The sequence below is a fragment of the Pseudomonas sp. MLB6B genome (assembly GCF_054508135.1).
Genome location: NZ_CP199313.1, coordinates 3408174 through 3430309, shown reverse-complemented (window position 1 = coordinate 3430309; position 22136 = coordinate 3408174). Strand labels below are relative to the sequence as shown.

General features: G+C 64.3%; 22 protein-coding genes and 2 pseudogenes. 12 read left to right on the top strand and 12 right to left on the bottom strand.

Annotated elements, in window-relative coordinates; translation table 11 throughout:
* The first annotated feature begins 45 nt into the window (after positions 1-45).
* Entirely contained in the window at positions 46-1347 is a 1302-nt protein-coding gene (locus ACSMEV_RS15170) for an ammonium transporter (protein ID WP_459205887.1), read from the top strand.
* Between the two features lie 190 nt (positions 1348-1537).
* Here ACSMEV_RS15170 and ACSMEV_RS15165 read toward each other — a convergent pair whose 3' ends face one another.
* Complete coding sequence (locus ACSMEV_RS15165) at positions 1538-2014, bottom strand: DMT family transporter (RefSeq protein WP_459205886.1); 477 nt, start codon at positions 2012-2014, stop codon at positions 1538-1540.
* 10 nt (positions 2015-2024) lie between these two features.
* Positions 2025-2456: a DMT family transporter gene (locus tag ACSMEV_RS15160; RefSeq protein WP_459205885.1), complete on the bottom strand. Its 432-nt coding sequence runs from the start codon at positions 2454-2456 to the stop codon at positions 2025-2027.
* A gap of 146 nt (positions 2457-2602) precedes the next feature.
* Here ACSMEV_RS15160 and ACSMEV_RS15155 point away from each other — a divergent pair, with 146 nt between their 5' ends.
* A complete protein-coding gene (locus ACSMEV_RS15155) occupies positions 2603-3529 on the top strand; it encodes a LysR family transcriptional regulator (protein WP_459205884.1) in 927 nt (308 codons plus the stop codon).
* Positions 3530-3622: 93 nt separating this feature from the next.
* Positions 3623-3931 carry a hypothetical protein gene (locus tag ACSMEV_RS15150; protein ID WP_296268342.1) on the top strand — a complete coding sequence of 103 codons (309 nt, stop codon included), beginning with the start codon at positions 3623-3625 and terminating at the stop codon, positions 3929-3931.
* Positions 3932-3940: 9 nt separating this feature from the next.
* Here ACSMEV_RS15150 and ACSMEV_RS15145 read toward each other — a convergent pair whose 3' ends face one another.
* Positions 3941-4450, bottom strand: coding sequence for a hypothetical protein (locus tag ACSMEV_RS15145; protein WP_459205883.1), 510 nt, complete (start codon positions 4448-4450; stop codon positions 3941-3943).
* A 562-nt stretch (positions 4451-5012) separates the two neighbouring features.
* Here ACSMEV_RS15145 and ACSMEV_RS15140 point away from each other — a divergent pair.
* Both ACSMEV_RS15140 and ACSMEV_RS15135 read left to right on the top strand, forming a co-directional pair.
* Positions 5013-6077, top strand: a pseudogene (locus ACSMEV_RS15140) (PAS domain-containing protein); the annotation flags it as partial.
* Positions 6066-6350: pseudogene (locus tag ACSMEV_RS15135) on the top strand (methyl-accepting chemotaxis protein); the annotation flags it as partial. The pseudogenes ACSMEV_RS15140 and ACSMEV_RS15135, both read left to right, overlap by 12 nt.
* Before the next feature lie 40 nt (positions 6351-6390).
* On the opposite strand, the gene ACSMEV_RS15130 reads toward ACSMEV_RS15135, so the two are convergent.
* Positions 6391-6573, bottom strand: coding sequence for a hypothetical protein (locus ACSMEV_RS15130; protein WP_459205882.1), 183 nt, complete (start codon positions 6571-6573; stop codon positions 6391-6393).
* Between the two features lie 347 nt (positions 6574-6920).
* On the opposite strand from ACSMEV_RS15130, the gene ACSMEV_RS15125 reads away from it, so the two are divergent.
* Together ACSMEV_RS15125 and ACSMEV_RS15120 are read left to right on the top strand one after the other, a co-directional pair.
* The gene (locus ACSMEV_RS15125) at positions 6921-7163 is read left to right on the top strand and encodes a hypothetical protein (RefSeq protein WP_296268337.1); all 243 of its coding nucleotides are present in this window, start codon (positions 6921-6923) and stop codon (positions 7161-7163) included.
* Between the two features lie 112 nt (positions 7164-7275).
* The gene (locus tag ACSMEV_RS15120) at positions 7276-7410 is read left to right on the top strand and encodes a hypothetical protein (protein ID WP_459205881.1); all 135 of its coding nucleotides are present in this window, start codon (positions 7276-7278) and stop codon (positions 7408-7410) included.
* 62 nt (positions 7411-7472) lie between these two features.
* Here the strand turns inward: ACSMEV_RS15120 and ACSMEV_RS15115 are convergent, their stop codons facing one another.
* Both ACSMEV_RS15115 and ACSMEV_RS15110 read right to left on the bottom strand, forming a co-directional pair.
* Positions 7473-7796: a hypothetical protein gene (locus ACSMEV_RS15115; RefSeq protein ID WP_296268335.1), complete on the bottom strand. Its 324-nt coding sequence runs from the start codon at positions 7794-7796 to the stop codon at positions 7473-7475.
* A 541-nt stretch (positions 7797-8337) separates the two neighbouring features.
* Positions 8338-8862, bottom strand: coding sequence for a GAF domain-containing protein (locus ACSMEV_RS15110; protein ID WP_459205880.1), 525 nt, complete (start codon positions 8860-8862; stop codon positions 8338-8340).
* A 224-nt stretch (positions 8863-9086) separates the two neighbouring features.
* Between ACSMEV_RS15110 and ACSMEV_RS15105 the strand changes: the two genes are divergently transcribed.
* Together ACSMEV_RS15105 and ACSMEV_RS15100 are read left to right on the top strand one after the other, a co-directional pair.
* Positions 9087-9245: a hypothetical protein gene (locus ACSMEV_RS15105; RefSeq protein ID WP_459205879.1), complete on the top strand. Its 159-nt coding sequence runs from the start codon at positions 9087-9089 to the stop codon at positions 9243-9245.
* 79 nt (positions 9246-9324) lie between these two features.
* A complete protein-coding gene (locus tag ACSMEV_RS15100; protein WP_459205878.1) occupies positions 9325-9555 on the top strand; it encodes a hypothetical protein in 231 nt (76 codons plus the stop codon).
* Between the two features lie 39 nt (positions 9556-9594).
* Here ACSMEV_RS15100 and ACSMEV_RS15095 read toward each other — a convergent pair whose 3' ends face one another.
* The 3 genes from ACSMEV_RS15095 to mrdA form a co-directional block, all read right to left on the bottom strand.
* A complete protein-coding gene (locus ACSMEV_RS15095; protein WP_459205877.1) occupies positions 9595-10680 on the bottom strand; it encodes a GAF domain-containing protein in 1086 nt (361 codons plus the stop codon).
* Between the two features lie 157 nt (positions 10681-10837).
* Positions 10838-11851 carry an XdhC family protein gene (locus ACSMEV_RS15090; RefSeq protein ID WP_459205876.1) on the bottom strand — a complete coding sequence of 338 codons (1014 nt, stop codon included), beginning with the start codon at positions 11849-11851 and terminating at the stop codon, positions 10838-10840.
* Between the two features lie 155 nt (positions 11852-12006).
* Positions 12007-13887, bottom strand: a complete 1881-nt coding sequence (gene mrdA, locus ACSMEV_RS15085; RefSeq protein WP_459205875.1) for a penicillin-binding protein 2 — start codon at positions 13885-13887, stop codon at positions 12007-12009.
* A gap of 265 nt (positions 13888-14152) precedes the next feature.
* On the opposite strand from mrdA, the gene ACSMEV_RS15080 reads away from it, so the two are divergent.
* Positions 14153-14653, top strand: a complete 501-nt coding sequence (locus tag ACSMEV_RS15080) for a cysteine hydrolase family protein (protein ID WP_459205874.1) — start codon at positions 14153-14155, stop codon at positions 14651-14653.
* On the opposite strand, the gene ACSMEV_RS15075 is transcribed toward ACSMEV_RS15080, so the two are convergent.
* Complete coding sequence (locus ACSMEV_RS15075; RefSeq protein ID WP_459205873.1) at positions 14639-16063, bottom strand: aminotransferase-like domain-containing protein; 1425 nt, start codon at positions 16061-16063, stop codon at positions 14639-14641. The two genes, ACSMEV_RS15080 and ACSMEV_RS15075, sit on opposite strands and share 15 nt — an antisense overlap.
* 650 nt (positions 16064-16713) lie before the next feature.
* Here ACSMEV_RS15075 and ACSMEV_RS15070 point away from each other — a divergent pair.
* Positions 16714-18126, top strand: coding sequence for an amino acid permease (locus ACSMEV_RS15070; RefSeq protein WP_459205872.1), 1413 nt, complete (start codon positions 16714-16716; stop codon positions 18124-18126).
* An 88-nt stretch (positions 18127-18214) separates the two neighbouring features.
* Here the strand turns inward: ACSMEV_RS15070 and ACSMEV_RS15065 are convergent, their stop codons facing one another.
* Positions 18215-19165, bottom strand: coding sequence for a LysR family transcriptional regulator (locus tag ACSMEV_RS15065; protein ID WP_459205871.1), 951 nt, complete (start codon positions 19163-19165; stop codon positions 18215-18217).
* Between the two features lie 107 nt (positions 19166-19272).
* Between ACSMEV_RS15065 and ACSMEV_RS15060 the strand changes: the two genes are divergently transcribed.
* On the top strand, positions 19273-20823 hold the full coding sequence (locus tag ACSMEV_RS15060) for an MFS transporter (protein ID WP_459205870.1): 1551 nt from the start codon (positions 19273-19275) through the stop codon (positions 20821-20823).
* A gap of 11 nt (positions 20824-20834) precedes the next feature.
* Here ACSMEV_RS15060 and ACSMEV_RS15055 read toward each other — a convergent pair whose 3' ends face one another.
* Positions 20835-22049 carry an aldose 1-epimerase family protein gene (locus ACSMEV_RS15055; protein WP_459205869.1) on the bottom strand — a complete coding sequence of 405 codons (1215 nt, stop codon included), beginning with the start codon at positions 22047-22049 and terminating at the stop codon, positions 20835-20837.
* Positions 22050-22136 lie beyond the last annotated feature (87 nt).

Sequence of the window (22136 nt, the reverse complement as noted above, 5' to 3'; positions counted from 1 at the left end):
GCCGGCCCGCATGCCGGCGGTTTTCATTCGTACAGGAGCGAACCGATGAAGCGTGCCTTTGCCTTACTCGCGTTGGCCGCCGCGCCGCTGGCCCAGGCGGCCGAGCCGGGCCTCGACACCGGCAACACGGCCTGGATGATTTGCGCAGCGATGTTCGTGCTGCTGATGTGCCTGCCAGGCCTGGCGCTGTTCTACGGCGGCATGGTGCGGGCGAAGAATTTCCTTTCGGTGTTCACCCAGCTGTTCGCCGTGGCGGGCGTGATCGGCGTGCTCTGGGTGCTGTTCGGCTACAGCCTGGTGGTCAGCACCCAGGGCATGGTCGCCGGGCAGTTGACCCTCAACAGCTTCATCGGTGGCCTGGACAAGGCGCTGATGCTCGACATTGGCCATGACAGTTTGGTGGGCAGTATCCCGGAGGGGGTCTACGCGGTGTTCCAGCTGACCTTCGCCATCATTACCCCGGCATTGATCGCCGGCGGCTTCGCCGAGCGCATGAAGTTCGGCGCGGCGTTGCTGTTCATGGCGCTGTGGTTCGTGCTGGTCTATGCGCCCATCGCGCACATGGTATGGGGCGGGCCGGGCGCGTTGATGGTCGACTGGGGCGTGCTGGATTTCGCTGGCGGCACCGCCGTGCACATCAATTCGGGGGTCGCGGCGCTGACGGCGGCGTACATGCTCGGCAAGCGCAAGGGCTATCCGCAAACGCCCATGCCGCCGCACAACCTGGGCCTGACCCTGGTCGGCGCGGGGTTGATCTGGGTCGGCTGGTTCGCCTTCAACGTGGGCTCGGGCCTTGCCGCCAACCAAGGGGCGGGCGTGGTCATGCTGGCGACCATGGTGGCCGCGTGTGCAGGCATCGTCGGCTGGCTGCTCACCGAGCATCTGGTGGACGGTCGGCCCACGGCGCTGGGTGCAGCCTCTGGTGCATTGGCCGGGCTGGTGGGCATTACCCCGGCGTGCGCCTTCGTCGGGCCGCTCGGCGCGTTGGCCATCGGCATCCTCACCGGGGCCGGCTGTTTCTTCGCCGTGACGCGGCTCAAACGCGCGCTGGGCTATGACGACAGCCTCGATGTGTTCGGCCTGCATGGGGTAGGGGGGATGATCGGGGCGGTGTTGACCGGTGTGTTCGCCGCGCCGTCTTTGGGTGGCTATGTGGAAGGCGTGACACCGGGGCGACAGGTGCTGGTGCAGTTGCAGGGGGTAGGTTTCACCTTCGTGTACTGCCTGGTGGTGAGCCTGGCGATCCTCGCGGTGCTCAAGCTGACCATCGGTTTGCGTGTCGACCGTGAAGACGAGGAAGAAGGGCTGGACCTGACGACGCACAACGAGCGGGCCTACAACCTGTAGGTAGAGCCGCCGGGTGGCACCGCCTGCCGCACCAACGCTTTTGGATGGCGAGCGTCCGAGCCAGGGGCTGGCCTGATGTCAGTCAGTTAAGCCGGAGTGGTGTCACTTGGGGCCGCTAAGCGGCCCCGGTTGGTTGACTGATCGGCGTTAGGGCCTGGCATGGCTTGGATCGACGGCGAGCGGTGTGGCGCTAGGCCGATGCGCGCGTGGCCTCGGCGGCTCGCGTGGCGGTATTGCTCTTGTAGATCAACACCAGCGCCACGGCCAGCAGGCCGATGGCGACCTTGCGCGAAGTGTCCAGTTCGATCACGGCATTGCCGAACCAGCCGAAGTCGTCGATCAGCAGGCTCATCAACAGCTGCCCGCTGATCACCGCCACTGTCGCCGCCGCGGTGCCGATACGCGGCACGGCGAAGACGATCACCAGCATGTACACCACCCCGAAGAACGCACCGGTCACCTGCCAGCGCGGAACGCTGAACAGGTTCATCGCGTGTGACGGTTCGAACAGGAAGGCATACAGAAAACTTACCATCGCCCCCATCACGAACGTCAGCCAGGCGCTTTCCAGCACGCCCACCTGATGCCCCAGGCGCCCATTGATGGCGGACTGCGCGCACAACACCGCGCCGCCCAGAACTACGATCACCAGCATGATGAACAGCATCGATTTCCCCTTACGAATTGATCAGCCACAGCGCGCCGAGGATCGCCACCAGGGCGCCCAGGCGGTAGCCGTCGACGTGTTTTTTCTCCGCGCCCAGCCAACCGAAGTGGTCGATGACCAGGCTTGCCGCCACCTGTCCGAACAAGATGCCGACCATGGTCAGGCCGACGCCGATGTGCGGCGTGGCCAGGGTCAAGGCGCCGACGTAGAGCGGGCCCAACAGGCCGCCTGCCAGCATCCAGCGCGGCTTGGCGAACATCGCTGCCAGCTTCGGCCGGCCGAAGATCAGGCCGAAGGTCAGCAGCAGCGAGCCCAGGCTGAAAATGCCAAACACCGCCCAGCCGTGGCCGACGGTTTCGCCCAACGGGCCGAGCAGCCCGGCTTCGACGGAAAGCCCCATGCCCGCGAGCACGACGAGGGGCACTGTCCAGAGTTGTTGCATGAGGGTGGGTCTCCTGAATCAAGGGCGGCATGGTATTTCGGTGCGCTAATCGCCACAATTGCGGCTCCCGGCAAAACACCATTGCTGTAATCGCAATGCCCAGGTCGCTCGTCAGGGCCTTCGGCTCGCCTGTCCCAAGGACCCACATGCACCTCAAAGCCCATCGCTTCTTCGTCATGGTCGCCGTGACCGGCAGCTTCGTCGCCACGGCCCGGCACTTCCAGGTGCCGGCCTCTTCGGTCTCGCGGTTCATCGCAGCGTTGGAGAAAAGCCTCGGGCAGCAATTGCTCTATCGCAATACCCGTGGCGTGCGGCTGACCGAGGCGGGGGAGCGCTACTACTACCAACTGCGCGAAGTGCTCGAGCTGCTCGATGCCGCCGACGAGTCGCTGCAGGGCAGGTCGGATGCCGTGCAGGGGCTGGTGCGAATCAATGCGCCGGTAGCCTTGGGCAAGTTGCAGATCGCCGGCCTGCTCAACCGCATGGCCGAGACCTACCCGGACATCACCATCGAGTTGACCTTGACCGACGCCTTCATCGATCCGATCCAGGAGGGTGCCGACATCACCTTGCGTGTCGGACACCTGCAGCCCTCGGGCCTGATCGGCCGCCAAGTGGCCGAGCAGAAGTACGTGCTGGCGGCCAGCGCTGCCTATGTCGAACGTTTCGGCGCACCCGCCTGCCCTGAGGATCTGACCCAGCATCGCTGCCTGGTCTACAAAGGTCTGGCAGGTGCGCAGCGCTGGTTCTTCCGGCAGTCGCCGCACGCGGCGCCGCAGGTCATCGACGTGCAGGGGCCGTTGCGTAGCAACGACGCGCAGGTCTTGGTGGCGGCCGCACAGGCCGGCCGGGGCATCGTGCTGTTTCCGACCTGGCTGTACGACAAGCACGCCTTCGCCAGTGGGCAGATGGCGCGGCTGCTGCCGGACTGGACGGCCGCAGTCGAAGCCGATCCGGGTGCGATCCATGTGCTGTCGCCGCAAAGCCGCCTACGTTCGCGCAAGGTCAGCGCCGTGACCCAGTACTTGATCGAGGCCATTGGCGAGCCACCCTATTGGGACGCGTTGGCCTGAGTCTGTCGGAGCGCTCGAGGCGGAAGGCTGTTGCACGTTGCGCCAACTGGTGCAGGATATCCGGCTCTTCCCAACGCCCCCTAAGGAGCCCCCATGTCCGGCAAATTCATTTCGCGCTGGTTCTACGCCTCGCTGACCAGCGAAACCAAACCCGCTGGCCTTTTCGGCAACAAGACCAAGGAGGTCTACAGCAGCCGCCACGTCAACTTCGACGAGTATGCCAACCTGCTGCGCGACATGTACGAGGCCTATGACGCCGAGGGTTACGACGTGGTCAACGTGGTGCCGGTCTCGATGGGCCAGACCGAGCAATGCCTGCAGAGCAACGGCAACTACGTCGGCGATGTGGGCTTCTCGATCACCCGCGGCGCCGTCGTGATCGGCAAGAAACGCGAGCAATGAGCGCCGGCCTCAGCCTGCGGCCAGCGTCTTCTCCATGGCCTTGACCACGGCGCCGCGCATCTTGGCCGAGAGAAACACGCTAGGCAGGCTGCCGATCGGTCCGTGAATGGAGCGGGCGGGTCGGTCGGTGGCCCGCACGTAGTCGAGAATCTGCAGGGCCTGGACCCGGTCGCAGGCCCACAGCAGATGACCGCGGATCGACCATTGCCACCACAGGTCGTCGGGCCAGGCCAGTTCATGGACGAAGCGCGCCATGCACGCCCGGCAATCGACCACGCCACGATGCAACACCGCATAGCCCCGGCCATCGTCGCCGCCATGCACCAGGTGCTGACCCGAACGACCCTTGGGCGCCTGCCAGGGCAGCACGTCGGGGTAGCGCTCGACCACGAACCAACCTCCCCAGACAATGGCCGTCTGGCCGGTGGGCGCTGCCCGCAGGAATGCGAACGGCTCATGGAACTGGGCACAGGCGCCGCAGCGGGGGCACTTCACCGTCACTTGCTCGGAGGCGTTCATGGGCGCCGCGCACCCTGGGGCGGATGCCCGTCATCGACCTGATGCGGGTGCATGGAATCGATCAGTCGCAACTGCCGGACCCTCCGTCGCTGGACCCGCTGTCGCTGGCGCTGTCGGACGACGAGCAATCTGCCTGGTGAGGGTGAATGGCGTCGTGCGGGGCGTGCCGCGAGGCGCACTCGGCCAGGGGCAGGCCGGCGAGCATCGGCCCCAGAGGGCTAAGAGCGTCGGTAGGCTGCGCCGAGGCTCTGGTGGCCTGAGGCTTGCACCTGAACAAGCGGCCGAACACGTTGGGCATGAAGACCTCTGGTTCCGTGAAGTCGATAGTAGGACGTGCAACCTGCCTGCTCGAAGGCTGATCGTCAAATAACGTGGCACCGGAACTTGCTCTGCCTCGCATACCCAAGGCCACTGCCGCTGCGGTGTTCGTCCTCGGCTGAAAAGATCCGCGTCCAAAATCGCTAAGTAAACCGCTGCGGAAAAAGTTGTACGCCGTTGGGTAGTCGTCCAATTAAATGAAACCACATGCTACAGAAACGCCAAACGCCGCCGATGCAGGTGAATGACGCCAGGGATCAGGCCTTTTCCATCAAGAGGTTATCCCATGTTTTCCTTCCTGGCGCCGCGGCGCGACCGCAAGGCTCTGCACGAATTGGTCAAGGCCGTCACCACGCTGCAGCCCCCTCACCTCGAACAGCGCTCGCGTAACCAACCCGTGATGCAAGCCTGGCAAACCCTGCAAGCGCGTGAGCAGGCGCAGCTTCAGGCGCGCGCCGACGTCGAGCAGCAACTGGCTGCGACCGAGGCGGAGTTGGCCCAAGCCAGCGCCGCTGCGCAACGCCATCAGGTGCGCTTCGATCTGGTCAACCGTGCGTCCAGCGAGGGCCTATGGGACATGGAGGTGGTGGCCGGTGACCCGGTCAATCCGCACAACGTGTTCTGGTGGTCGCAGCAATTGCGCCAGATGCTGGGTTTCCAGGGCGAACATGACTTCCCGAACGTGCTGTCGAGCTGGGCCGACCGCCTGCACCCGCAAGACAAACAGGCCACCCTCGACGCCTTCGCGCGCCACCTCAACGACCGCTCGGGCAGCACGCCCTACCGGGTCAAGAACCGCCTGGCCATGAAAGACGGTACCTATCGCTGGTTCTATGCTCAAGGCGAAACCCTGCGCGACGGCAAAGGCGCGCCTCTGCGCGTGGCCGGCTCGCTGCGCGACATCCACGACCAGTTGGAGCGCGATCGCGAGCACGATGTGATCATCACCCGTTTCGAATTGGCCCGTGAGATGCTGTCCGACGGCTTGTGGGACATGGAAGTGATCGCGGGCGATCCGGTCAACCCGCGCAACCCCTTCTGGTGGTCGCCGCAGTTCCGTCGCCTGCTGGGCTTCGAAACGGTCGAGGAATTTCCCGACGTGCTCGACAGCTGGGCCTCGCGCCTGCATCCGGAAGACAAGGAGCGCAGCCTGTCGGCCTTCGCCGCGCACTTGACCGACCGCAGTGGCAAGACCCCATTCGACATCGAGTACCGCCTCAAGCATCGCTCGGGTGAGTACCGCTGGTTCCGCGCCCGCGGCCAGACACGGCGCAACGCCGATGGCCTGCCGTTGCGGGTGGTGGGGGCACTGGTGGACGTCCATCTGCAGCACGAACAGCGCGCGATGCGCCAATCCCAAGCCGACTACCAGAAGACCCTGGAAGCCAACATCGCCCAGTTGTCGAGCATCGTCGCCACCATCCAGAGCATTGCCAGCCAGACCAACCTGCTGGCACTGAACGCGGCCATCGAAGCGGCCCGTGCCGGCGAAGCGGGGCGCGGTTTCGCCGTGGTGGCCGACGAGGTGCGCAAGCTGGCGACGCGCACTACCGAGGCGACCGAGCAGGCCGCCAGCATGATCGCCCGCTGATTGCGGGCTTGCTATGGCCGAGGCGCTGGGTTCAGACGCGCTCGTCTGGATCCAGTTCGCTCAAAGTGACCGCAAGTTTGGCGGCCGCCTCGTCGGTGTCGACGAAATGCTCGACACCGTTGTCGTCCGTAACGCGAAATACCTGGGTTACGCCTTCTTGGCGATGGTGAGGGGGGATGTCATCGCCTTCGAGTTTCTTGACGGTCACTGGCATGGCTATTCTCCAAAGTGGATCGTGGGCAGAGCGAAGGGTGTGCGCACCTGTCGTACGAGGTGGCGCGGCACCGCCGTCCAGGTCGGAGCAGGGCCCGCTGCACCGTTGGACCGCAGCTTGCGCGCAAGCTCCCGTCCGATCCTCGATTGTCGTCCAGAGCGGTCTCGAGTTCGCCTGGCGAGCAGCGCCGAAAGGCGAGGCGTGTTGATATGGGCGTCGGTCATGTCCGCATCTCTCCCGCGCCACTGCGGATGTGTAAGATGGTTCAACGCGAGCTTTCGCGCCTGGTCCACCTACCCACCAGCACGTCACAAGACATCGGCGTCTCGCCCGAGTAAGGAGCTGCAATGTTCACACGCATCATCATCGGTATCTTGATCGGCCTGGCCGCCGGTTACGTGGTCAATGGCAAGGTCGCGGTGTCCCCCAAGACCGTGCAGATTCTGCAGATCTTCGCCGGTATCGTCGCCGTGGCGTTCATCGCCTCGTCCTTCATGTTCGGACCGCTGCATGGGGTGCTCGCCGTCGCCGAAATCGCCGGGGGCTACTTCCTCTATACCCAGGTGATCCAACCAAAGACACGCAAATGACGCTGTTTGCCGGCGGGGGCTCGCAGTGCAGCGGGTGGCCGCCGGTCCGACTGAACATATGGTCGTCTATCGCTGCCCAACGTCCGTCACTTTTCAGTCGAGGACGTTGCACATGACCGATTCCAAGCAAGAGCAACCCAAGCCCACCCCTGCCCAGCAGGACGACGTACCGGCGCACGCCACCGAAGAAGAACGCGAGCGACTCAAGGACAAGAACAAGGACGGCATCCCACCTGGTTACTGCTGAGCCTTGCGACGCGCGCTTGCCGCCTAGCGAGACGAGTCAAGCGCGCCGACCGGTCCGTGCCGTTACTGCACCGTGACCTGGTCGGGCTGGTGGTTGACGATCTGCAGGCCGGTGCTCTGAATGGCCGCCTGGATGGCTTCACGGCGGGTCATTTCGCCTTTCACCACATTGGGTTTCACCGCGCCCGTGCTGTTCAGATCGGACTTGATCACGCAACCGCTGTCGTTGCCGATGTCCTGCGCGACTTCGTCGAAACGCGAAAACGACAGGTCGAACCTTGCCACTTCGTCGCATTTGCCCTCAAGGTTCGGCGTGTTCGGAACAGGTGTGTCATGGCTGCAGCCAACCAGGGCAGCGAAGGTAGCCAGGGCCAGATAGCGTTTCATCGGGTACTTCCTTATTGAACGAATGACGTCGACTCGGTCGAGCACGGGTGCGTGCCACCAATGCCGGTGCAACCCTACCAGTTTGGCTCGTCGAAGGGGTAGGGCAGCGTGCAGGTGAATGCCGTTCGTCAATGCCATCGCACTTCGGCTCGCGGCGTTCTTCCAATGTTGCAGATGCAGATGGCCTGCGTCCCCTAGCGGAGAACGATCGTGATCAAAGATAACAATGGACCCGCAGCACCTTATCCAGGCCCGAGCAGCGACACCCCAGATACCGGCGAAGGCCACGGTTCGGGACTCGAGCAGACGTCGTCCGAGCCCAAGCAAGGCGTCGGTTCTCAGGAAGGCAAAAAGCCCGAAGATTGGAACCCACCGGCGGGCAACCCTGGCTCGGACCAGGATTCGCAGGTGCCCCGCGAGAACGGTACCGCCAGGACCGAATGATCCGAACGGCACCTTAACGACAAAGCCCAGCATCAATGCTGGGCTTTGTCGTTAAGGTCATTGAGGTCGTTCGAGGCGGTTCGGGCGCAAGGGCTGGTCAAACCGATTCGGCTGGCTCCACGGCTTGGTCTTCGATGCACGCATACAGGATGCACCCCACCAGGCGTGCGAATAGGGACAGCACTTCGGCCAGGTCCGGGTCGTCGAAATACGCTTCGCGGGTATCGAGCGCGCATAAAGCGCCGTACAAATCGCCATTGGGCAGGAAAATCGGCACCCCGGCGTAGCTGTCCAGGCCCAGCTGATTGACGATGGGGCGCAGGGCGAAACGCGAGTCCTGGCTTAGCGAGGGCACCAGCAGGGCCTCCGGCGTGCGCAGGAACTCGCTGCAGATGGTGCGTTCCAGCGGGAAGGCATCGCCTTGTTCCAAACCGAAGTCGCCTCTGTCCAAGGCCGCGCAGATGACCCAGTCGTTGTCGTTGAACTTGGCGATAGCCGCAAACGGCATGGCCGTGTACTTCAAAACCAGCTTGAGAATGTTGGTAGTACCCTCGATTTCCGCGATCGCCGAGCGTTCCGCGCCTGAAAGGTAATACTGGTGCTGTGACGAATAAGGCGACATGCGCTGCAAGCCTCGGTGAGCGGGGGGATGCGGCAGTGTGAGGGGAGTGCAGCGATTCGCGCAAGCCGTCAATTAGCGTCGAAAAACGTTCCCAAGAACTGGCTCTACCATGTGATTAATCAGGAGGTAGCGCCGCCGTCGGTCCGGCAGCGGGCACTGCCCGCTTCGAGGGTGCTCACAGCTATAAGGACGGGCATTTCGCCCGTCGGCTAGGAGACTCGACGATGGACAACCACCCAACCGTGCCACGCGACCCCGCACCGCAAGACCCGGCCGCCAAGCGAGCCCCTGAGCTGCACGACGATGACGCTGGTCTCGACGAAGAGATGCCGGACGTCGAGGTCAACGATTCGGTCACACCCGAGCATCCAGTCGATCAGTAGGCGGCGTGCCGCTGCAATCGCTGCCGAGCGATAATTCGTACCCTACCGCCACACCTATCTCTGCATGAGGTACCTCGCCATGAGCACCGATTCAAGAGACCCTGGTTTTTCCTCCCCAGACGATCCCGACGCGCCCGACCCGAGCCGCGACCCATTCGACCCGGCCATGCCCGACCCAGGGCGCCCCGACGTGCCTGGCGACGATCCATTGATCACCGATCCCGACAAGGACGGCTGGGATCAGCGACCGGACGGCCCTGCCGGTGACGATCTGCCACTGACGGACGCGTTGAATCCGCCGCGGGCTTGATCCAGTGCCATGACGTAAGGCGTGCAGGACAGTGCCAGGTCAGTCGTGGCGTGGCTCTGCCCGCCCGAGGCGCTCGTTGAACGGCGCGCTGATCAGGCAATTGAACCCTGCCGCCTCATAGGTGAAGGCGGCCGAGCCGTTGAACGCGTTGCGCAGCGCCCCATTGACCATCAGCGTGCCATAGCCTTTGCGTGACGGCGCCAGCACCACGGGCCCGTTGAATTCCTGCCAACTCAAGCTGAAACCGTCGTGCGAATCCTCGGTAGAACGTGGTTCGGTTTGCCAGCTAATGTGCAGTTCGCCCCCCGGTTGCGAAAGCGCGCCGTACTTCGCAGCATTGGTACCCAGCTCGTGGACCACCATGGCAAATGCCGCAGCGGCTTCCTTGGCCAATAAAATGGCGGGGCCGTCGAAACGGATCCGGTAACGGTCGCTGTAGGGAGACAGGACCTCGCTCAGCAGCGAGGCCAGCGGCATTTCCGCCGGGGACAGCGCCAAGGCATGGGCGCGCTGCATCATCACCATGCGCTGATCGAGCATGTACCGGAACTGCTCGGGCTCCGGATAGTTTCGCAGGGTCAGCACCGCCACCCCGGAAAGGGTCGAAAACAGGTTGCGCATGCGGTGTTCGAGCTCACCGATCAACAAGGTCTGCGACTCCTGGGTGCGGCTGTACCGGCAAAACAGCGCGCACAGGCCCGCAGCGCCCGACAGGAACACCCGCTGCTCCTTGGTCAAGCCTGCGTCCATGGGATGGACGACTGCGAGCGATCCGTGCACCTCGCCATCCGCGCCGATGGCCGGGACCGAGATCAGCGAAGTCAGGTCGTGCTTGCGAAACTCGTCGCGCCACTGCTCGGAAAAACGCTCGTCCGACGCCACATCGGGCACTTCGACGGTCTTGCCAGTGCGCACGGCATGGCTACAGGAACCCCGGCCCGCGCTGATCGGATTGCCGATCAATGCGCTGGTGAAGGTCGTGGGCATGGCGGGGAATATAGCGTGACGAAAGGTATTGCCGGGCGTGTCCAGGACCAGGATGCCGACCACAGCATCGGGGATTTCGACTTGCAAGGCCAGTGCGAATTCGCCGAGCAGGCCGTGAATGGAGACGCCCGAGGCCATCACTTCCAGTGCGCGGTCTCGAAAGTGACTAAGGAATACACGCATGGGTGATGTCTCTGACAATCAGGCTGGAGAGTATTGCACCCAAATTGCCACTGTTCCACTTGTGTGGACGCTAATGTCGTCGTCTTCCGTGCAAAGCCGGGTGCAAGCACGGTCAGGCGGCGCATTCTTGCATGTGCTTGCCCACCGCCACCCTTACGGCCCCTGGCAAGGCCACGCCGTTCTTTTCCGCGAGCAGTTCGGCCATGACGCTGACAGCGATCTCCGCAGGTGTCTTGCTGCCGATATGCAGACCGATAGGGCCGTGCAGACGTTGCAGCGACGCTTCGGTCTGGCCGAAGTGCTCGATCAACCGTTCGCGGCGGCTTTGCGAGTTGCGCCGCGACCCGATGGCGCCGATGTAGAACGCCGGCCCTTGCAGGGCTTCGAGCAGGGCCAGGTCGTCTAGGCGCGGATCGTGGCTCAGGGCGACGATGGCACTGCGCTGGTCGGCGCCGAACGCCCGTACCACGTCGTCCGGCATGCCCGGCAGGTGCTCGACGCCGGCCACCGACCAGGTGCTGCGGTATTCGCTGCGCGGATCGCACAGCGACACCTTGAAGCCGTTGAACAGGGCCATGGTCGCCAGGTACTCGGCCAGCGCCCCGGCACCGATCAACAGCAAGCGGTAGCCTGGGCCAAGCGTGGTGTGCATGACCTGGCCCTGAAGGCCGGAGACCGCGGGCTGGTCGGTGACGGTCAGCGCGACCTTGCCGCTGTCGAGTTCGAGCCGGCGCTGCACCAGGTGGCCCGCATCCAGTTCGGCGAGCAGCGCGCGCAACGATTCGACTTCGGGCGCGAATTCCAGCACCAGTTCCAAGGTGCCGCCGCAGGGCAGGCCGAAACGGTGCGCCTCGTCGGCGCTGACGCCATAGCGCACCACTTCGGTGACCCGCTCCGGCATGCCAGGGCCGCCATGTGCATGGGTATAACGCTGGATCAGGTCGTCTTCGATACAGCCGCCGGAGACGCTGCCCACCACGCGGCCGTCGGCGCGCAGTGCCATCATCGAGCCCACTGGACGCGGGGACGACCCCCAGGTGCCGGCGACGGTTGCCAGCAGCACCCGTTCGCCGCTGGCCAGCCAGTCGCAGGCAGTGCGTAGAACCAACAGATCGATGCTTTCCATGAAAATCCTTCGCGCGGTGAACGCCATAGCGCGGGCGACAGTGCCCCATGGCGCTTGGACCGCGGCGGGCACCGGAGCATTCCTTTTCGATGGCAAGTTTCGAGCAACGTGACGGCCCCTAGGCTCGGCGACCGCAATCAGACTGCCGTCCAGGCTCACGCGTGCGGCGGTTTGGCCGCGGTCGTCGCCGCTTTCAGATGGCCTTGGTCATCCAGCAGCCAGGCGTCCATCACCTCGCGCACCACCGGACCCGCCACGCGACCGCCGGCCTCACCGTTCTCGATCATCACCGCGACCACGATGCGCGGCGCTTCGGCCGGGGCGAAGCCGACGAACAGCGCATTGTCGCGATGTCGCTCGAGGGTTTTCTCGCGGTTGTAGCGCTCGCCCTGACGGATGGCCACCACTTGCGCGGTGCCGCTCTTGCCCGCGATGCGGTACTGGGCGCCGGCTGCGGACGCACGGGCGATGCCGCGCGGATCGTGCATCACCCGTTGCATGCCCTGGCTGACCTCGTCCCAGGCATGGGCATCGCGCAGCACGATGTCGGGCATGGGGTTGGGGTCGACCGGCGCCTGGCCGCCCACGCTCATCGCCAGGTGCGGCCGGTGCCATACGCCCTTGCTGGCCAGCAGGCTGGTGGCCTGTGCCAGTTGCAGCGGCGTGACCTGCATGTAGCCCTGGCCGATGCCGAGGATCAGCGTCTCGCCCGGGAACCAGGCCTGGCGCCGGGTAGCACGCTTCCACTGCGCCGAAGGCATGAGCCCGGCCGCTTCCTCGAACAGGTCCAGCGACACTTTCTGCCCCAGACCGAATTCGGCCATGTAGTCGTGCAGGCGGTCGATGCCCAGCTTGTGCGCCAGGTCGTAGAAGAAGGTGTCGTTGGAGCGCATGATCGCGGCCGACAGATCCACCCAGCCGTCGCCACTGCGGTTCCAGTTGCGGTACTTGTGGGCATAGTTGGGCAATTCGTAGTAACCGGGGTCGAACACCCGGCTGGCGGGGCTGATCACGCCGCTGTCCAGGCCTGCGATGGCGACTTCCGGCTTGATCGTCGAGCCCGGTGCATAGAGCCCGCGCAGCACGCGGTTGAACAGCGGGCGGTCGATGGAATCGCGCAGGGCGGCGTACTGCTTGAAGCTGATGCCCTTGACGAACAGGTTGGGGTCGAAGCTGGGGTTGCTGACCATCGCCAGGATGTCGCCGTTGGCCGGGTCCAGCGCCACCACCGCGCCGCGGCGCTCGCCCAGGGCATGTTCGGCGGCCTGTTGCAGGTGCGCGTCGAGGCTCAGCACGATGTCCTCGCCCGGCGTCGGGTCGCGGTGGTTGAGCACGCGCATCACCCGACCCTGGGCGTTGGTTTCCACTTCTTCATAGCCGACGTGGCCGTGCAGGCGGTCTTCGTAGAAGTGCTCGATGCCGGTCTTGCCGATCGACTCGGTGCCGCGGTATTCAGTGGGGTCTAGGGTCTTGGCTTCGCGCTCGTTGATCCGCCCCACATAGCCCACCGAATGGGCGAAATGTTCGGCCAGGGGGTACTCGCGGATGAACTGCGGTTCCACTTCCAGCCCCGGCAGGCGGAACTGGTTCACCGCGATGTGTGCGATCTGCTGCTCGCTCAGGCCCACCATCAGGGTCACCGGCTCGAAGGGCTTGCGGCCGCGACGCAGGTCCTTGTCGAACTGCTGGCGGTCTTCGGCGTCCAGGCCCAGCACTTCGGTGAGCTGGTCCAGCACCTGGGCCACGTTGCCTGCGCGCTCGCGGGTCATGGTCAGGTTGAAGCTGGGCCGGTTGTCGGCCAGGACCACGCCGTTGCGGTCGTAGATCAGGCCGCGCTCGGGCGGGATCGGCAGCATGTGCACGCGGTTGTTTTCCGACACAGCGCTTTGCTTGTCGTGTTGGATCACCTGCAGCACGTACAAGCGCCCGACCAGAGCACCGACCAGGGCCACGGTCAGGCCTGCGCAAACCAGCAAGCGGCGGTTGACCAGCGATTTTTCGCGTTCGTGGTCCTTGAGGGGAATGGGCTGGGGCATGACGGGCTCTGGGTAGCGGGCTGGCGGGCGGCGGCGCCTGGGACGCGAGCGTGCGGATGCTACGCAAGCCGCCCCCGGGGCTCAAGGCGCTGGCGGCGTACGGGCCCTGGCCGGCGCGGTGGACCCCGTAGCCAGGGCATCGCAGGTCCATGAACAATGTTTCATGGGGGCGGGCGCAGCCTGGGTGAAATCGCCCTGGCACCGTGCAGGAGTGCTCGCCGGCTGGCTATACTGCGCGCTTTTTGCCGTCGCACGGGGAGGGCGCATGCGCCAGGTGCTGCTGATCAATGACGTCCAGGCCACCTTCGAGCCGCCCGAATGGCTGGTCGATGGCGTACGTGCGTTTTCGGCGCGGTTGCTGACGGCGGCGACGCTGACCTTGCACGACGAGGCACGCACGCCTTTCCAGCGCCAGGCGGGCTGGCATCCGGCGCGTAGCGACGAAAGCCTGCACGAGGCGGATCGGGTGTTCGTCAAGCATGGTTATGGCCTGCCGGCCGAGGCGTTGGACTACCTGCGCGAACTGGCGCCCGAGCGCGTGCTGGTATGCGGAGTAGGGGTCGACAGCGGTCTGCTGGCAGCAGGCTTTGCCTTGTTCGATGCCGGGTTGATGCCGACGCTGGTCACCGACCTGAGCATCGGCTCCTGGCTGGACCGCTCGGGGCAGACGGGCCAGGCCTTGTGGGTCCAGCATCTGCGACACGTCACGACCCGGGCCGAAGTACTGGCCGGCTTGCAGGAACCCGCGCCCTCAGCGCCCCGGTAGGCGTACGTGCCTGGCCAGTAACCCTTCGAACAGCTCCCACAGCTCCGGCGCCGTGCTGAACGCCACATTAAAACGCATCCAGCCCGTGGGCTGCGCGTCGACCATGAATAGCTGCCCCGGGCCCAGCATCATGCCCTGGCTCAGCGCCTCGTCGAGCAGCACCGCGCTGTCCGGCAATTGCGGGTGACGGGTCCAGATGTACATGCCTTCGTCGGACTCGACGAACAGTTCGAAGCCTAGCCGTTGCAGGCGTGCGCCGACGTCTTGATGGGCCTGGGCCAACCGCTGGCGCAAGCGCTTGAGGTGCTTGCGCCAGCGCCCGTCGATGATCGCGGCGTAGACCACGCGCTCCATCACCTGCGAGGTGGTCAGCCCCGAGCGCATCTTCAGGGTCAGCAGCTGTTGGATCAGTTGCGGGTTGGCCAACAGGTAACCCACCCGCACGTTGGGCGAGATGCTCTTGGAATAGCTGCCCACGTAGACCACCTGCTGCAAGTGATCGAGGCTGGTCAGGCAGGGTTGCGGCTCGGCGATCATGTCGGCGTAGAGATTGTTCTCGATCAGCCGGAAACCGTGCTGGCTGGCCAGTTGCAGAAGCCGGTGCAGTTGCGCCAACGGCGTGCGCGAGCAGGTCGGGCTGTGCAGGTGCGGCTGGGTAAAGAAGGCCGTGGGCCGGTGCACGGCCAGCAGCCGTTCGAGCTGGTCGAGGTCGTAGCCGTTGGGCGTGCGCGGCACGCCGACCAGCGTGGCGCCCTGGAAGCGCAGGATGCTCATCAGGTTGGGGTAACCAGGGTCGTCCACCAGCACCACATCGCCTGGGCGGACCAGCGTGCGCACCGCCAGGTCCAGCGCCTGGCTGGCACCGTGGGTGAGCAGCAACTGCGCCGGGTTGGCGACGATCGACAGTTCCTGTTGCAGGTTCTGCGCGGTTACGGCGCGCAGTTCCGGCAGCCCCAAGGGGTCGCCGTAACCCGACAGCTCCAGAGGGCTGCCGGCCACCTGGCGCAGGCCGCGACGCAGGCCGTCTTCATACATCCAGTCGTTGGGCAGCCAGCCGCAACCGGGTTTGAACGGCAGTTGGCGGGTTTCGAAGATCTGTTGCAGGTACCACTCGGCGTTGAACGAGGGGAGTGCGGCGTCGCTGTCGCGCGCGGGGCTGTCGAGGTGCTCGCCACTGACGCGGCTGACGAAGAAGCCGGCATTACCGCGGCTGATCAATACGCCCTGGGCCACAAGGCGGTCGTAGGCCTCGACCACGGTGAAGGTGCTGACCGAGTAGGTCGCCGCGAACGCCCGGATCGAGGGCACCTTGGCGCCCGGCTTGAGGGTGTGCGCGTCGATCAGCTCGCGTAGGCCGTCGATGATCTGGTTGACCAGCGGCGTAGCGGAGTCTGGACGTAGTTCGAGCATGTTGGGGCCTTGGGTAATGCGGACGTGCCGGGTGACGAGCGGTGTACAGCATCGACGGCCTGTACAGTGCAGTGCGGATTTCACTGCGCTGTGCATGGCTCAATGTGTCAGACATTTTTACATTAGGTATCAGATAGCGCCACACACTGGCCGAAATGACCTGTTTCGGACATGCGTCCAGGGTGCTGAGCGGTCGAATGTCGAACGGGCGCGGACCCTGCCTGAAGCAGCGGCAATACCCATCCGACGCTCGAACATAGCAACAACCGGCAGACGTCGCCTCAGGACGGCGAACCGGTGGAGGCCGAACGCGCTGGAGTCTAGCCGGCGTTCGGCTTTTTTACGTTTTGGTAGGACTGCCGGCGATGCCGGCGACTTGCCAGCAGGCTGCCAAGGAAGGCCTGAACGTCTGTGTGCGGCGTCGCCGCACGAAATGAACCTGGGTTCGGCAAGGCAGAGCGGGAGCAGGGCGCACAGTCGCGTCCGAGCGATGCGTTCGTTTTGCCGATAGAGGCTGCCACGCATGCCGTGGTCTGACCCGACGCGTCCCGTTTGGTTCGATGTCTGCACATGCTGTACAGGTGAGGCCGCTGCCCATCGGGGTCTCACTCAAATTCCTTGGATAAAAAGAAGCACGGGGTACACCACTGATGGACGCAACATCCACCTCCACCACTTCCGCGACCGTGGAGAACGAGAGCAAGCTCAGCGCTTCGCTCAAACCGCGCCACCTGACCATGATGTCGATCGCCGGCGTCATCGGCGGCGCCTTGTTCGTCGGTTCCGGCAGCGTGATCCACAGCGCTGGGCCCGCTTCGGTACTGGCCTACCTGGCCGGCGGCATCCTGGTCGTGTTGATCATGCGCATGCTTGGCGAAATGGCCACGTCGTCGCCCGACACCGGTTCGTTCTCCACCTATGCCGACCGCGCCATCGGCCGTTGGGCAGGTTTCACCATCGGCTGGCTGTACTGGTGGTACTGGGTGATCCTCATGGCCTGGGAAGCCTACGTGGCGGGCAAGATCCTGCATGGTTTCTTCCCCGACGTGAGCGTCAACGTGTTCGTGCTGGCGACCACGCTGATCCTGATCACCGTGAACTTCTTCAACGTCAAGCACTACGGCGAGTTCGAGTTCTGGTTCGCGTTGATCAAAGTGGTGGCGATCTGTTGCTTCCTGATCGTCTGTACGGCGGCAGCGTTGAACATCTGGCAGTTCGGTGAAGTGCGCGGCATCACCCATCTGACCGCCGAAGGCTTCATGCCCAATGGCTTCACCACGGTCATCGGCGCGTTGCTGGGGGTGATGTTCGCCTTCCTGGGCGCGGAGATCGTCACCATCGCAGCGTCCGAATCCAAGGACCCAGCCCGTCAGATCGTCAAGGCCACCAACTCGGTGGTGTGGCGCGTGTGCCTGTTCTACGTCGGCTCGATCTTCCTGATCGTCTGCCTGGTGCCGTGGAACGATCCGCACCTGGGCATCTCCGGCTATGGCGCCTACCGCCGTACCTTGGAGCTGCTAGGCGTGCCCTACGCCGAGCTGCTGATGAACTTCGTAGTGCTGACTTCGGTGAGCAGCTGCCTGATCTCGGGCCACTACACCGCTTCGCGCATGCTGTTCTCCCTGGCCAAGCGCGGCGACGCGCCGGCGTTGTTCAAGCGCACCCGTGGCAACAGTGGGGTGCCGGTGCTGGCCATCATCGGCTCGTGCCTGGTTGCGGTGTTCTGCGCGCTGATCAACTTCAGCGAGACCCTGCGCCCGCAAGACGTGCTGGAAACCCTGATGAACACCACGGGCATGATCGCCTTGCTGGTGTACCTGGTGATCGCCTTCTCGCAGCTGCGCATGCGTCGCAAGCTGATCGCCGAAGGCAAGGAAATCCAGCTCAAGATGTGGCTGTTCCCTTGGCTGACCTACCTGGTGATCGCCTTCATCGTGGTCTGCCTGGTGGTGATGGCCTTCATGCCCGACTACCAGATCCTGGTGGTCTCAACCGGTGCTGCGGCGGCCGTGGTGGTGGTGATGGGTATCATCCACCAGATGCGCAGCGCCAAGCGCGCGTGATCTGAGGGTATGGAAAACCCGCGTTCGCCAGGGTTGGCGAACGCGGGTTTTTTTGTGGCCGCTCGGCGGGATCGCTTTAGCCTTCTCCCTACAAGGCCCTGCCCGCCGCTGTACCTCTAGCTGACTGGCCCGCTGTGGCTTGAGAGAGGTGCCGTCGCGACAGATGCTCCGAGAGGAAGTCCACGAACACGCGTATCTTGGGCGACAAGTGCCGACTAGGCCGCCACTGGGCCCAGAACTGTCCTCCGTCCGTGGTCCACCCGTCCAGAAGCGTTTGCAGCGAGCCGGCGGCCATTGATTCACGCACTAGAAAGTCCGGCATGTAGGCGATGCCCAGGCCGTTTTGCGCCGCCATCAGGATCGCTTCCATGTTGTTCAGGGTCATCGCCGCAGGGGGCACGATGGAGCGAGGCGAGGCGCCTTCGGCCAGGTCCCAGGGCATGACCTTGCCTGTCGTCACGAAGCGATAGAGCAAGCAGTCGTGCGACGTCAGTTCGGCAGGCGTGCAGGGCCAGCCCTTGTGCGCCAGGTAGGCAGGCGACGCACACAGCACGAACTGGAACGGTCCCAGCTGCCGCGACATGAGTTTGGAATCAGTCAACCCGCCGCTGCGCACCAGCACGTCGAAACGGTCGTCGACCAGGTCGACCAGATGGTCGCTGAAGTCCATGTCCAGTTCGATTTCAGGGTAGTTGTCGCGAAACTCGACCATCAGCGGCATGACCAGGCGATAGCCGATGGTCGGCAGGCTGATGCGCAAGCGACCGCGTGGCGTCTGCGCGACATGCGACAGCATGGCTTGGGCATCTTCGAGGTCGTCGAGGATGGGCCGGCAGCGCTCGTAGAACAGTTGGCCCTCGTCGGTAAGGCTTACTTTGCGGGTGTGGCGCTGGAAAAGCCGTACGTTCAGCGAGGCCTCCAGGCGGGCAACGTTCTTGCCCACAGCCGAGGCGGAAATGCCGATGGCCCGGCCTGCCTTGACGAAACTCAGGAGTTCGGCCGTTCTCACGAACGCCAGGATGCCATTGAGACTTTGCATTGAATTACATCCTTTACGTCCGTTGACAGTGGAGCGGCAGAGCGTTTTTCAGCAATTGCGGACCTTATAGATTCTGTTGCCCATCTTGCAACATAAGGATTCACGTCATGCAGATCGCTCAAGGTGCCTCGCCAAGAGGACGTTTACATGTTCTGTGCGCTATTTGCCTTGCGGCGCTGGTGCTGCCATTGAGCTTCACGGGTGGCGCCGTCGCCACACCTGCGATCGGTCGGGCCTTGGCCGCTGAGCCGTCCCAGCTTCCCTGGGTCACCAACGCTTTCATGCTCAGCTTTGGAAGTCTGCTCATGGCCGCCGGCACCCTATCCGATGCCTACGGCCGCAAGCGGCTGTTCATCGCAGGGTTGGCACTGCTGGCAACGGTCAGCATCGCCCTTGCCGGTGTGTCCAGCATGCGCTGGCTGATCGTGCTGAGGGCGGTGCAAGGGGCTGCCGCTGCGGCCACCCTGGCCAGCGGTTCTGCGGCACTGGCCCAGGTGTTCGAAGGTCGGGCGCGGGCACGTGCGTTCAGTCTGCTGGGTACCACCTTTGGCATAGGGCTGGCCTTCGGCCCCCTCGCAGGCGGCCTGTTACTCGAGCATTTCGGTTGGCGTGCGATCTTTGCCACCCCCGCAATCTTCGCGGCAGTCTCGCTGCTGGTGGCGGTGGTCTGTATGCGGGAGACCCGCGCCCCCAAGGCATACGCGTTCGATTGGGCAGGCGCTGCCAGCTTCTCGGTCATGCTCGTGTTGCTCACCGCAGCGATCGTTCTTGCGCCCCAGACTGGCTGGCGCACGCCTTTGGTCATTGGGCTCCTGGCGGGTGCGGCGCTGAGCATGGCGGCGTTCGTGATGATCGAACTGCATATCGAGCAACCGATGCTCGAGCTGACATTGTTCAGGTACCCGCGGTTCATAGGCGTGCAGTTACTGCCTATCGGTACCTGCTATTGCTATATCGTCTTGATCGTACTGCTCACGTTTCGCTTGGGTGTCGAAGGTATCGCACCTTCGGACAGTGGCTTGCTGCTGCTGGCCCTGTCTGCGCCGATGCTGGTCGTGCCGCTACTGGCGGCCTGGCTGTCACGATGGATCCGGGCAGGCAAGCTGTGCGCGGTCGGTTTTTCGATCGCCGCTGTGGGTCTTTATCTTCTGGCGCATACGCCTACCGAGGCGGGGTCACGATTCGTGGGTACGATGCTGACGATCGGTATGGGCACAGCGCTTCCGTGGGGGCTGATGGATGGGTTGGCCATTGGCGTGGTGCCTCGCGAGCGGGCCGGCATGGCTGCGGGTATTTTCAATACCATGCGAGTGGCAGGTGAGGGCATTGCGCTGGCGACTGCCGTCGCGTTGCTCAGCGTGCTGGTGGCCGGCCGGCTCGAACCCCTCATACCTGGCCAGCGCAGCAGCGAGATAGCCCAGCTTCTGTCGCTGGGCACGCTGGACCCTGCATTCGATCCGCAGTTGCTGCGTGTCGCCTACCTCGACGGTTTCGATACGCTGATGCTGATATTGAGCGGCGTCACCTTGGGGGTAGCCGTCGCCACTTGGATGCTGCTGGGCCGAGGCGAACAGGCGGCCCCCTATGAGCCGCCGACAGCCGAGTCCCCGGCTGCGTCACACAGCACGCCTGGAACGGCATCAGGGCGAAACGTCTGATCGCGGGACGATCACTGGTCGTTCAGGTCGACCAAGGGTGTCGGTCGCACCTGCGTTTCGCGGCCTTTCTGAATATTGCTTATCTGCTTGAGGGCCTGGTCCACGGCAGTCCTGTCCGCCAGCAAGCGGTAGCTGATGCGGAACTGCCGTTGCTCCTTCGGCCCGATCGTGGGCACCAGATTCAGCGGCCGCTGATAGCGGCGGTTGTAGGAGAAGCTGGTCCCCGGTTCCAGCCCGGTGACGTAACCCTGGCCTTGCGTGTCGGTGTTCTTCCACAGCGAGAACACCGGCAACGTCTGCGTGTTGAAGCCCACCGCGACGCCCAGGTTGGCGGCCTTGTTGTGCAAGACGGTCAAGGTGTCGCCCTTGTCGTCGGCATAGGGCACCACGTTGTACACCGTCTCGTCGTAGTCCTTGGTGGGCGCACGGTAGGTCTGCCAGTCGGCCAGATCGCCCTTGGCCTTGTCGTTGAAAGGCGACACCTGCTTCACCGGAGCGACGAAGCGGGCACCTTCTTCGAGCAGCGGCGTGCTGAAGTTGCTGTGGTACAGCGCCTGGTATTCCTTGGGGTAATCGCCGCCGTTGGTCAGGGTGTCGTTGAGGGCGAACGCCGCGCTGCCAGGTTCGGTGACCAGTTCGGTCGCGACCGAGAAATCGACCTTCTTGAACGCCTGCTCCTTCAGCTCGCCGCGCAGGGTGATGGCATAGGGCGGTCGTTCTTCGATGTGCAGGGTGACTTTGCTCGCCGGAATGTTGGCCGCGCGGCCGTGCAGGGTCAGCAGCTCGCCGTTGTCGACGCCCGGATGGCCGACCCATTCGTAGCCGCAGCGGGCCACCAGCTCGTTGAAGCCCTCCAGCCAACCCAGGCCGTTACGGCCGTTGAGCTCGATGAATGCGGGGTTGACCACGTCCTTGACTGGGGAGTCCCAGCCCATGCGCACGTCGCCGACCGAGGCGTGCAGCACGTTCATGCCGCGCGTGGGCACGACCGAGAGCTTCATCGTGCCGTTGTCGATGTCGACGATGCTGACGCCTTCCTGCCGCCCACCGTGCAAGGTGCGCAGGGTGACGCTGAACGGCTTGTCGGTCTTGATGCCCAGTTGCGCGCTGGTGATCTGCCAAGGCTGGGCGGCTTTGTCGGTGTCGAGCAGGACGTAGTCCCAGGCCGAGGCGGGGGTGGCAGCGGACAGTGCGCCGAGGGCGACGAGGAATTTGAGCGGGGTCATGGCAAGGGCCTTTCTTTGAGTTGTGCGTTTTTATAGACCCACATAAACGTTTCAGCAAGCGCGGCGAGTGGCGGCTCGGCGAGTGTT